Source organism: Bacillus sp. D48C (assembly GCF_053345735.1).
Genome location: NZ_JBKFAQ010000010.1, coordinates 1 through 12,297 on the forward strand (window position 1 = coordinate 1; position 12,297 = coordinate 12,297).

Here is a 12,297-nt window from a genome sequence, read left to right on the forward strand (position 1 = left end):
ACACTATGAGCTTGTGATGCCGCAATATCATAAAATGTGAGTCTTTTTTCTTTTCCCATATGAACGCCTCCTATTTTTGATAAAGAAGGGAGAAAAGCGCTTCTCCCTTGTCTAGTTTTCTAGCCATCTAGATAGGATGAAATAGTGAACGAGTGCTTTAGATCATGCTAGGATTGTTGTGTTATACGAGGTTATGATGCGTTGTGCTGCCTCTTTTCCGTATATGTGCTGTAATGCGGATTGAGATTCAACTACGATTGAATGCTGAATGTGGTATGTTGCGCTTTCTTTCAAAAACTGCTCCATATGAGGGATCGGGTACAAATCATATTGATGAAATACCAGGTGAATCGGTCTTATATTCTTGCATTCTGTTAGATACTGAAGAAAATTAGATAATGCTTCTCCTCTCTCTTGATACGTACTTGTTTCCGTTTCTACACTGATGTACACAACGGATTTTTGTTTTAGATCCATTTGTAGTGTTTCATAACCAGTTAATAAATCATGTTTGATGATGTGATACCCTTGTTTTTGTTTTTCGTGATGGGTATCTTCATAAAAGATACCTTTTGGATCAAAAATGAAAATATAATCGTTGGAGTTTTCTTTCACACCTTCTATGACCATTTTATAAGCCCCAAAACGAGCTTTTATCACCCCTGCAACCTTTTCCTCTTCATTCAACTCTTTCAACGCCTTAATCACCTTTGTATACTTCTTAGCTACACCTAACATGCGTTGCACTCCTTCCTATTTCATTATCCACTTATGACTAGTATTGAAATCAAAAATAATCTCTCTGTTTTTCTAAATTCTCATGTTGCTCTTGCTGCTCATCTAAAATTCGTAAAAGTGTATTAATTGTGCATTGCCTTGTTTCTTTTACTGATAAGGCTAATACGCTAAATATTTGATAGGCTGGATGATCTTTCTTTAATAGCTCACTTAACTCCAAAAGATAGTTATCATTTTCTTTTGCTTGTTGTACAAATTCCCTAACCTTTTCTAAATCTAGATAGTATAAATCCCCGTGTCGTTGATTTAAATACAAGATACTTCCGGCTAATAAATTTGTAGCGGATTCTATCCAGAAATCATACCGTTCTTTTGGCTTGATTACAGTTTGAGCAATAGAAATAGCTTGCATGAGTTCTTTAGAAAGCCAATCACCTATACGATGTTTCGTACCTTTTCCAGGTTGCCCTAAAAACAATAGATTGTTTTCCTTTTCCGTTGGATATAAATTCTTTATATCCAACGGGTTAATATAACTTTGTTTAACATTACCAATGTAGATTCCTGACATTTCATTTCATCTCCCTCTCGGCTCCTTATATCTTGCTCCCTGTCCAAAAAATAATTGTCCAAATAGGAATAACGAATATACATGCATTTCGAAATCCAATAGCAAAGCCTAATGGATTTTCATCTACTTCACTAAAATGAGCTTCATATTCTTTCATATCATGATTGAGCTTTCTTACGGTTTCTTACTGCAAATACAGCTCCAATTGAGCCAAGTACGACACATGCAAGACCGATCCATTTTATGTATGGATTTTCGGCTTTACCGCCTGTTGTCGGAAGATACGTTTCAATTTTCTTTGGTGTTTGTTCTAGTTGTGGTTTCTCTAATTGCGAAATGAAAGGTTTTCCGGTATCTGTGGTTGTGGCACTTCTGGTTGCCCTAAGCTGTTGTGTTGTCACTGGAGTATGGGGTGGGGTGATTTCTTCTGATCCTTCACCGTTTGCTTAATAATTTGACCATCTTCTTTAATTTCAAATGACAATATTTCTTCATTCAGTAAATATCCTTCTTATGCGAATGTTTCTTTATACGTGTATTTTCCATATGGAAGCTTCAGCGTTCGGAAGTTTATTGTTGCCGGAAATAGGAGGTTTAATGCTACAGGGAGCGCACTTATTGTAATGACTAGCATACGACACGAAAGTTTCAACATGAATAACAGTTTCCTCATATGATATGCAGTTTTTAGAGAACTAAAAAACCGAATTTTCAGATTTATCAACTTAAAAAAAGCATTTATGTTATCACTTTTCTGTATTTTTCATTTACAATATAGATGTATAATTATTGTTTAGTTAGTAAATGAAATTTGTTTCATTCTAATCTTGCACGATAGTACGTAGCAAAAAACAATTTTTCAATTGGCTCATTGAAAATATCAGCAAGAACTTTTGCCCTATTTTCAATAACTCCTTTTGTACCAGCTTCAATGTGATAAAGAGTTTTCAAAGGTATTTTAGAAGCATCCGACAGCTCTTGAATTGATAACCCTTTTGATTCTCTAATATTGCGTATGACAGCCAATTCCCCACCCCCTTAATCACATTCTATTCTCCTTAAAGTAGAATGTCAATCCTTTCGGGATACTTTTATATCCCTAAGGTGAATTAACTTTACTTTAAGGATAAATAATAATCCCTAATGTGAATATAATGAATGGAGTGAAATAGATGATACAGAATTATTTCGGAGAAAATGTTAGAATTCTAAGAACGCTTAAAGGATTAAATATGAAAGAACTTGGTGATGTTTTAGGAGTCGCTAGTAGTACTATTTCCAATTGGGAAAATAACAGGAAAGAGCCAAGTTTTGAAATGCTCCAAAAAATCTCTATATATTTTAATGTAAGTACTGATCGACTCCTAAATCATAAAATTGGTGATAGTGAAGCTCTTACAACAGAAGATCGAAAATTAGTTGTTGAACGTTTAGCAAAAGATTTGTATGAAAGCTATAAAAATATTCCTGATAAAGATAAACCATTATTAGAAAATGAGTTAATTGAGTATGCAAAATACTTAACGCATAGAATTGAGACTAAAAATAAATTAAAACATAGCTGAAATACATTACCCTTCTTGGAAATTTCCAATTAACAATAATAATTCACGATAAGTTTCTAAAATATTATTATCCTGGTTAATCATTTCTTTAAACCACTCTTGATTAAGATTCATTTTGTAACCCCCCTCCCATATTTCACATGAATTTTATGTGGTAGTGGCACGAAATTTGTACGCTTTATGATAATGAGCCATCATTATAAAGTACGAAAGACGCTACTTTTTAGTAGCGTCTTTCTTGCTTAAACGGCTTAACCACCTCCGGGATCGACCATCCTTTGCATAACATATTTATTTGTATCTTGCGCTTTTGCATATTGAGAATCTGGTGTTTCTAATTGAAAAAACGATGTCAATAGCATCACGGTATATAACGTAACCGCTAAAAAATTATTCACTTGACTTCACCTCTTCTTTTAATAGCTCCTTCTTGACGTATTGCGAATAAAAAACATTACCTGTCAATTCGAAAGATTCTAACGATTCTTTTAATCCTATTATATCATTATTTACTTTTGAAAACGAATACTGCTGGAATGCCGTAAATTTTTTACCATCTTTTCTCAAATCTTCATATAGTTTATTTCCCTTTTCCCAATCACCATGCATGCATTCAAAAAAAGCCTTCTCAGATGAATGAATAAGATCAAATCTTATCTCATCTAAATTAATACCATTTTCTATATACAAATGCGCTAGTGTAGTATGAAACGCTAAATACTTTTGTGTTTTTTGTGGAACTTGAATACTTTCACAAAGAGAAATGGCTTTCTTGATATACTTCTCAGCTGTAGATGGACATTCAAACGTGAAACTTTCTCCTAAACAGCACCAAGCTGTAGCCTTGATAATAGAAATATCCAATTCAGAATCTAAAATTTCATAACATGTATTGCGACATCTATCTAAGGCATTTCTCATTAAATATATATAAGCCAGTCGCTCTTTATATTTCATTTCCAAGCATCTCTTAACGTACTCTTGTTTCACTTCTTTTAAAATGACATCTGTACGATCAGCATAAGGAATAACCGCATTATAATTTTGCTTATCATACATAGCTTCCATATATAAAATATTTAAGGCTGCTTGACACACTGTATCTGAAGAGAAATCTTTGGTATACATCTCATCTAGAAGTTGCTGACCTCTTGCTATGTTTTGATTTCTTTTATTCTGTATTTTATAAACCGCTATGTACTTCTTTAATCCCTTTGTATCCGCATGCTTTTCTATAATATCTGCTATTACTTCGTATTCTCCCATTGCTTGGCAATAGCATAATGCTTTTTGTACATTTAATGGTGTTTTACAAAGAAGAATATATTCATGAATGATTTTTCTTTTCTCTTCCGAACTATTACAAATGGCTTGAATTAACTTTAAAAAAATCTCAAATTTAAACTCTTCTGTTTTACATTGAAGTCCGTTATCAATTGTTGTTTTACTTGTTCCAATTTCCTTTGCTAGTTGTCTACTACTTATTTTCTTTTCAGCTTTAATTTTCGACAATTTCCCCATTAAATTCTCCAATGTAAAGCCCCCTTCCAAGCACAAGACACATCACCCAATATAAATTATTAAATAGATGTTTTAATTCATAGTGTAGTATTTATATATATTCTTGGAGGTTAATAATTAACTTTAATAATCGGGTAATCAAAACTTGTTATTATATTACTTAATGTTTTTCTCATAAATTGTATAATTAGAAATATTTTAACACGAAGGTCTTATCGTTATGTGTAAATTGACCATTATAAAAATTTTATATTTATTTATCAGAAAATTATAAAAATAATGGTGAAGACACTAAAATTCAGATGCGTTTGAATGAATACATTTAAATGTTTTTTACAGATGGGATAAAAAAGGCTACTCGAGGGGATTGATATTATTTTAATGACAATATAAGATATATAGAAAGATTGTATTTTAAAGAAGAAATAATTTCAAAAAATATTTACACATAAAAAAAACCCACTATACACAGTTTTAAATTGGTCTCTAGTTTGGCGACATGAACCAATTTAAAACTCCTAGAATAGTAAGGGTCTTATTTAACATTTTTTAATGTTCACTTGTAAAAGTAATTATAACATAAAGTGAATTTAATGTGAATAAGAACCTCTATTTTTCCATGTTTTTTCTGTATGTGTTTAGTGGGAAAAATAGGAGGTTTTTTCAGTGTTGTTGCGAAACTTTTTGCTTAGTCGAGCAAAAGCGGAACTAAGTCCCCACATCCATCACTTATCCAAAACTCCTGGAGCTATCAATCAAGCAATCAAGAAAATAACTTCTTATATTGATAGTGTTGTCCTAGAGTGTGAAGGTGCTACCACTAAAGATTATCTTACCAAAAGGAAATACGAAGCTTTAGAGACTGTTTTATCTTATTTAGTACAAGAAGGCTATAGTCAAGTTAAACAAGAACACATTAGCAAAAAATCTGGAATTTCAAAACCTATTATTAATTACATTTTTAATTGGCTGCAAGATTTAGGAGTATGTCAACAAATAAAGGTAAGACGGCACGGAAAGATTGCCCCCTCTGTTTACATCTTAACAATACATAATAATTATTTAAAAATCGTTGAATATTTCAAGATAAAATGGGCTGTAGCAATTGATGTTTGTGCTACTTTTACTAGATTTTTAAATAACAAAATTAGTAAAAAGTCTGATGTGACAGATCTTGAATTTATGCAAAAAAACAATTTTAAACCTTCACCTTCCTTAGATATTTTCGGCATTGAAGAGCAATCAAAACCTGCTGTTAATCATGAGGAACAAGGAAAAAATAATAGATTACAAGACTTAAATGATTATTTGAGTGAAGATCAGAAAAAAGCGTATTACTACATTTTGAGTCAAGAGCTAACATACCTATCTGAAAATGATGCATACACAATTGCTTTAAGATTGCCACCGGATATTGATCGCTACATAAGATGGGATTTTGAAGAATGTGTGCAATGGTTCCAATTTAATAAAGCTGAAAACAGTAATCCTGCACATTTCATAAAAATGCTTAATCAAAAATCTAAACAAAATCAAGATCGTAGAAAACGTAATGCACAAAATACAAGCTCACTCTTAGATACAAATAATAGTCATACATTTGTTTTTTATAATTTTTTAGATGAGCACAATTAAAATCAAAAAAATCTAATTACAAATAGCCTTGCTGAAAAAAACATATACAGCAAGGCTATTTGTAATGTCTTCTTATCGTTCTTTATTGCCTTATTGGTCTTCAATAAAATAATTTCAAAAATCATATACAATTTCTATGGACTATAATTTTTTTACTTCTAATTCAACTATAAAATTTACACCTCATGAATATAGTATATTCAATTATTTACTAAACTATTTACTTAGAAATTTACTAAGCATAAATCTCCAATATCTTGATACAATAACCATAATGCCCCCAAAATTAATTCTAATGTTTCTATTTATTTTAATTTCTAAAACAAGATTTATTAAATATAGTACTTTGCATCTCTTTGTAACTTTTTAGGGAGGCTTAGCATATCTTCTAAAGGATTCCCTAATTTTTTATTTAATTTGGCATAACTTACTTCTTAAACAATTGGCTAAACTATGATTCTACCAGTTGAGTGGAAGCAATGGCCTGTTGTTATTCATCAACCTTGTTCAATAGTATTTGATTAATTTGTTCTAATTTGTCTATGTGCTTTAAAAGTTAAAAACTTCGTACTCATTGATTTCACTCTTTAAAATGTATAATAACTTGTTTCATACACTGTCTTAACAACTGATTTCATTATACAATTGTCTTCTTCCCCCTCTTCCACTATTGTACAATCTATATTTTGCTCCAACATCTGTTCTACTACTTTTAACAACTCTTGAAATCTTTCATCCTAACTATTATTTGGTAAAGTAAAATTAACGAGACGAAATTTCATTTTAATATATTTATAGCTTTCACTTTTCTTAAACAGGATTTATTTACTGTAAGTATCAACAAAATAATATTAAATTTTTTCTTTCAATATATTTTAATCACAAGTATCCTTGTCAAAATAATAAACGCCTATATCTATTGCCCCTCTCCCTATGTACATCTAAATTTCATATCGAATTACAAGTGTATATTATTCAAAAATCTGGTCCATACTAATATACATGAAACCTAAAACTGAGTTTTTTTTAGCTATGTCTATTTAATATTTAAACAATACATTTAATCTCTGAATAACCCTCATTATTTTTCACTTATACAAATAACCTTATTTGAGATTCAAAACACAATAAATAATATCTAGTACCTTTTTAATATTCAAGTAATACATACTATGCAAGCTTTTATACAAACAAAAACGCTACTTTAACGCATAGCGTTCACATATAAATAAAGTTTTTTGTTTGCTTTTTAGGCATTTGTAATAAAAAAATAGTACTTAATTGCTAATTCTATTAATGAAAGCTTTGATTCTATTGCAAATATCTAGTAAAATTCTTATATCAGCAACAAACTTCTAATATTAATAGTTAGTTTTAAATTAATTTCCTACTTACATTAATGTTGTATAAATACTTGTTCACTTCCAACAATGAACGCTATTAGAACGAATAGCGTTTATTATTGAAAAAACATTAACGCTAGATGTATAGACTGACTTAATATATAAGTATGTATACAAACAAACTGATATGAGTACAAATGATTAGATCGCTGCCTATAAAACTTTTACTCTTAAAGGAAAGATCTTTTCAAGAACGAATCAATATCTAACACACAAATAATGGAGGTGTGAAGTTTGGAATATGGATATTTTGCACAAGAAGTAGCAAAACAACTAGATATAAACACCAATACACTTCGCAGATGGTCAATTGAACTAGAAAAAATGGAATATATATTTGAAAGAAATGAGCGTAATCAACGAATTTACTATGAGAATGATATAGATATCTTAAAGCAAATGAAAGAATACTTAAATCAAAACTGGAAACTAGAAGAAGCTGCAACAAGAAGCATGGAAAACACTGAAGAGAACGTTCAGAAAACGGATAGCGTTCATGAGGAAAATGAAGTTCAAGTAACGCTCAGAAAACGTTCAGAAACAGATATTTTGATGATTCAAGAAAAATTTTCTTACATGTTTGAGCAACAAGATAAAATTGTACAGCAGAACCAAGATATCATTAAATTATTATTACAGGAACGCTCAGAAAAAGAAGACAAGGATTTACAGATTCAGTTATTACAAGAAAAACTGGATAAAGCAATTGAACTATTGAATGAAGATCGCCAAGAACAGCAAGATAACACCAAAAAAACGTTCATTCAACGTTTTTTTGGTCGAAATTAAATCAGATATATGTTTTTTATTTAATACATATCTAATTGAGTAAAAAAAAGCGGTAGCTACCGCTTTTTTTTTTACCCATCCTCACAACATGAATACGTAGTTTTGTAAAAAATTTTTATAATATGTTTTTTATTTCTTGTTTAATTTTGAGAATGTACTTTTATATAACTTATGTTACTTACTCTAACTAAAATAAACAGCACATGATACTTGCATAAATCCATGAAAATGATGCAAGTATACGGGCTGATTACTTACATAAACTCTCTAGTGAAATCATCAAAAAGCACGATGTCATTGGTAAAGAATACGTACGATTCAGTGGCATGTCAAAAATAGAAAGCTTACAAAAGCTCTTGGTCCCAATTACAAACACTCTTGGCATATAAAGCAAAGTGGTATGGCAAACAATTAGCTGTATTATCTAAAACATTTGCTTCACGTCAATTATGTTCCAATTGTAACTACTAAAACAAAGATGCTAAAAATCTAACCATTCTTGAGTGGGATTGTCCTTATTGTGGCACACATCATGATAGAGATCGTAACACAGTGCTCAACCTTAGAAATGAAGCAATTCCTCTTTTAACCGTAGAAACTATGGGGATGGCCTACTAAATTAGAAAGCGTTAGGCTTCTATACTTAGGGATCCCTCACTTAAAACGCTCCGGAAGATGTTAAGTACTGAGTGGTTCAACATATTTTGCTTACATGAATTTCAAGATGACCACAATTGCATATCTTATTGGACCTTTCTTATGAATTCCAAAAACACTCTATATTTCTAATATCAACATGTTAATCCTATTTCCTAAAATTACTTAAGTGTTTTCTTTTCCAATTTTTAGGGAGGTTTGACTAATCCTCTAATTCCTCAACTACATATTAAACCCATATAGGAAACTGCATGCTTTTTCTAGTATTCTTTAATTCATTTTGCCAGATTAGATTTTTTATTTACATTGTCATCAATTGCTACATTCATTATTACTAAATCCTATGCTTTCACCATTTACAAAACGTTAAATTAACGTTTTGTAAGCGCTCATCTCATTTTTTCTTATTGTATTAAACTACTTGCCATCTAATATCCTTACAGATCGTTCCGGATTCAAAACACTGAACACACATTCTCTAATTTGTTAGGCCGCTATCACATAGTTCCTTGGCCTTTTAGACGAATCACATCGCTCTTATAATTTAAATCTTTGCTACTAAGATATGTGCCATATGAAGAACACGCCCATTAATGTCTATGTTTTCGTAATCATACTTCGAACATCGTCAGCTAAAATCAACTACTTTTTTTCATACCACTTTGCTTTAAATACTTCATTAAGTCAGGATCGTTATTATAACGTTCATTAGTTATTACAACATAGAAACCTACCACTTTGTTATCGAGCTATTAATTGATACACTTGTTATCATTTTGATATATTTCTTTAGCATAAATTGCGTCCTTTAAACAACTCAGAGTATTGATATTAAAGGGATAGACGCTGAAATAACGGGTAGCGTTCACATTAAAAATCACTAAAATAACACTCGATAACATTTAAGTTGAAGAAAATTTCAGCACAACCACAACTACATATTTTTTTGTCCTTACTTATGGATTCAAAAGATACTCCATATATCTCCAGCCTACTTTAATATATTTGTCAGATTGTATTTGTTATATAAAGTGTAGCATTCAATTAAGATAAATCTTAAGATCTGTAATAATAAAACAGCATTATACAATCGCAGTATTCATTATTACTAATTCATAAGTCTTATGAACACTGTTTAATAAAACATATCTATCCTAAAATCACATAATACGTTTAGATGTAAATATATCTTAACGTATTATATTAATGAAGGGAATTTCTTGTAAACGCTATACGTTCACATTCCACAAAGCGTTAAATTAACGTTTCTAAAGCGCTCATCTGTTTTATTTCTTCCTATTGTATTAAACATTCTTACAGACTGTTTAAGGCGCAAGATCCACTAAGTAAACTTCTTAGTTTGTTAGGTAACTATTCTCGTAATTTCTATGCTTTATAAATGAACCACTTCGTTTTTATGATTCAAACTTGTGCTAATACCTTTGTAATAATGTATGTTATAAGAAGGACACTCTCATTAACATCTATAACACGGCAAAACTTAGGACATTTTTTAAAATATGCCTTTGGAAGATTATTCTTTGCTTCTAGCAAGTTGTTTCCTGTTTAAAGAATTTAATACGATATAATTTTACTTCATTTAGTTGGAATTGTTGTTATAATATTCAGTACTAATTATAGAACACCTTATATATTTTAGATTGCTTTTATCATTTAAATACTTATTTTATTAATTGATACGCCTGTTATGAGTAACGCCCTTTAAACAACTCCTAACGTTGTAGTTAAAGGGTTAGGCGGTAAAATAACGGATAGCGTTCACGTGAAAATTATCACTAAAATAACACTTCGATAACGTTTGAATTGTAAAAGAATCCTGATTCCTTAAAATATTCACTTAACCTTTATAGATTAAAGTTAAGATTAATAATTTTAATTTGTAACGTCTTCGATTTGGTGACATCATTTAAAAACATAGTTGCTTAAAAGTAGTATTCTCAAAATTATTACAAAGTGCTTCTTCCTCAAAAATGCGAAGGTGGGCGATGCATACAGATTGTCTTGTTACCATATACTTGTACAGATTACTTTTTTATTGGAATGTTGGTTGCACAAAACTCATTGCAATTGTAAAACATTCAACGTTCTATCGTCCCACACTTGACGAAATTAAGAAATCCAAGATAAAGCCGTAATCTAATAAATTAAATGGGTCGCAACATTGTTAAGTGGGCGTAGTTCAATATTAATAGTATTCTCATATTAAATACATCCTATACAAAAAAATAGTTAGTAGTGTTAAAAATATATTTTGATAGCAACATGACCGTTTTTATAACGTTCATGAAACCCGCAATGTATGATAGTTATTTTCATTCCATTCATAAATCCCTATTACACAATTTTTCTATTTCTTTATAACTATATTGTAAAGCTAAGAAATAAATTGATTTGTTTTTTAAGTTAATCCTAGATTAATATATCTATTATGATATATACCATAAAAATAAGAAATTTATTCGCAAAACTTTTAAAATGAGTGATTATAAGCACTGGATCAGATACAACTATAACTTTCTCCACATTCCATTTTGCTTTAGTTCCAACATTCTTGAAAATTGTATCTAAGATACTTCAAAAATTATTGCCTTCTTTATGCTACATATGCCAGTTTTCAGAATCCTTCGTTCTTCTGAAAAAAGTGCGCCTTGCTTTTGCTAGCTATTTTCAGAAGAACGAATTTAGTTTTTTTATAACTAGAAAAATTCTTTAATTCCTAATCACATATCATTTCCAACAGAAGTGCAAACTTTCCTTAATTCTTTTATATACCGTCTAACAGTTGTACTAAATCATGACCTTCGCAAACTACGTTCTACTATAGATATTTTTATTTGATCACCTATTCGTTTGTTTCTTGTGGAAGATTTTGTTTTATTTGGACTAGAGTCATTCATTTCAAAAAAACATATGCCTACGTCTACCGTACTCTTCTCCGAACTAAGGTTGATACTCCAGATCTTCATATGTTTAAGAAAAGAATCTCCTATTAAATTGTAATCATATTATCTCTTAGCCAAGGCTTCTGCTCTACCAATCAAAAACATCGAATTAATTACTATATACATATGCCACTAAAAATTGATTCAAGAACGCCCCAACACCAAATAACAACGCCTAAATAACACTTCTAAAACGTTCATAAAATAAGACTTTTGCATTTACTTCAACTTAAGAAACTTAAATATGTACTCCGAGAAGAATATACGATGATATAAAATTTTTGTTAAAGAATTTGGTATCTTACCATACAAATTTAGAGTTAATTTCAAAATTAAAACAAGAGCAATACAGGTTATTCATTGTCTATTTAAATATCTTACTTTTAAACTTTAAACCAGCATTCCTGCAATTAGTATAATGGATTCTCCGTGAACGCATAGCGTTCACGGAGAAT

8 protein-coding genes and 2 pseudogenes are annotated in these 12,297 nt (G+C 30.3%); 4 read left to right on the plus strand and 6 right to left on the minus strand.

Annotated elements, in window-relative coordinates; all coding sequences use genetic code 11:
• Positions 1-162: 162 nt before the first annotated feature.
• The 5 genes and pseudogenes from ACLBXA_RS21355 to ACLBXA_RS21375 all read right to left on the minus strand — a co-directional run bounded on the left by ACLBXA_RS21355 (position 163) and on the right by ACLBXA_RS21375 (position 2,335).
• Positions 163-738 carry a hypothetical protein gene (locus tag ACLBXA_RS21355; protein ID WP_277489831.1) on the minus strand — a complete coding sequence of 192 codons (576 nt, stop codon included), beginning with the start codon at positions 736-738 and terminating at the stop codon, positions 163-165.
• A gap of 49 nt (positions 739-787) precedes the next feature.
• On the minus strand, positions 788-1,309 hold the full coding sequence (locus ACLBXA_RS21360; RefSeq protein WP_277489833.1) for a hypothetical protein: 522 nt from the start codon (positions 1,307-1,309) through the stop codon (positions 788-790).
• A gap of 25 nt (positions 1,310-1,334) precedes the next feature.
• A complete protein-coding gene (locus tag ACLBXA_RS21365) occupies positions 1,335-1,466 on the minus strand; it encodes a hypothetical protein (protein ID WP_277489835.1) in 132 nt (43 codons plus the stop codon).
• A gap of 1 nt (position 1,467) precedes the next feature.
• Positions 1,468-1,865: pseudogene (locus ACLBXA_RS21370) on the minus strand (MSCRAMM family protein); the annotation flags it as partial.
• A gap of 260 nt (positions 1,866-2,125) precedes the next feature.
• The gene (locus ACLBXA_RS21375; protein ID WP_277489837.1) at positions 2,126-2,335 is read right to left on the minus strand and encodes a helix-turn-helix transcriptional regulator; all 210 of its coding nucleotides are present in this window, start codon (positions 2,333-2,335) and stop codon (positions 2,126-2,128) included.
• Positions 2,336-2,481: 146 nt separating this feature from the next.
• On the opposite strand from ACLBXA_RS21375, the gene ACLBXA_RS21380 reads away from it, so the two are divergent.
• Entirely contained in the window at positions 2,482-2,874 is a 393-nt protein-coding gene (locus tag ACLBXA_RS21380; protein ID WP_277489839.1) for a helix-turn-helix transcriptional regulator, read from the plus strand.
• A 390-nt stretch (positions 2,875-3,264) separates the two neighbouring features.
• Here ACLBXA_RS21380 and ACLBXA_RS21385 read toward each other — a convergent pair whose 3' ends face one another.
• A complete protein-coding gene (locus ACLBXA_RS21385) occupies positions 3,265-4,395 on the minus strand; it encodes an AimR family lysis-lysogeny pheromone receptor (RefSeq protein WP_277489936.1) in 1,131 nt (376 codons plus the stop codon).
• A gap of 666 nt (positions 4,396-5,061) precedes the next feature.
• On the opposite strand from ACLBXA_RS21385, the gene ACLBXA_RS21390 reads away from it, so the two are divergent.
• The 3 genes and pseudogenes from ACLBXA_RS21390 to ACLBXA_RS21400 all read left to right on the plus strand — a co-directional run.
• The gene (locus ACLBXA_RS21390; RefSeq protein WP_277489840.1) at positions 5,062-6,030 is read left to right on the plus strand and encodes a Replicase RepFR55; all 969 of its coding nucleotides are present in this window, start codon (positions 5,062-5,064) and stop codon (positions 6,028-6,030) included.
• 1,637 nt (positions 6,031-7,667) lie between these two features.
• Positions 7,668-8,222, plus strand: coding sequence for a MerR family transcriptional regulator (locus tag ACLBXA_RS21395; RefSeq protein WP_090978799.1), 555 nt, complete (start codon positions 7,668-7,670; stop codon positions 8,220-8,222).
• A gap of 218 nt (positions 8,223-8,440) precedes the next feature.
• A pseudogene (locus tag ACLBXA_RS21400) lies at positions 8,441-8,840 on the plus strand (RNA-guided endonuclease TnpB family protein); the annotation flags it as partial.
• Positions 8,841-12,297: the final 3,457 nt, after the last annotated feature.

Excerpts from the sequence above, each read along its gene's own strand:
- ACLBXA_RS21355 (WP_277489831.1), bottom strand. The coding sequence starts at position 738 with ATGTTAGGTGTAGCTAAGAAGTATACAAAGGTGATTAAGGCGTTGAAA.
- ACLBXA_RS21360 (WP_277489833.1), bottom strand. The coding sequence starts at position 1,309 with ATGTCAGGAATCTACATTGGTAATGTTAAACAAAGTTATATTAACCCG.
- ACLBXA_RS21365 (WP_277489835.1), bottom strand. The coding sequence starts at position 1,466 with ATGAAAGAATATGAAGCTCATTTTAGTGAAGTAGATGAAAATCCATTA.
- ACLBXA_RS21380 (WP_277489839.1), top strand. The coding sequence starts at position 2,482 with ATGATACAGAATTATTTCGGAGAAAATGTTAGAATTCTAAGAACGCTT.
- ACLBXA_RS21385 (WP_277489936.1), bottom strand. The coding sequence starts at position 4,395 with ATGGGGAAATTGTCGAAAATTAAAGCTGAAAAGAAAATAAGTAGTAGA.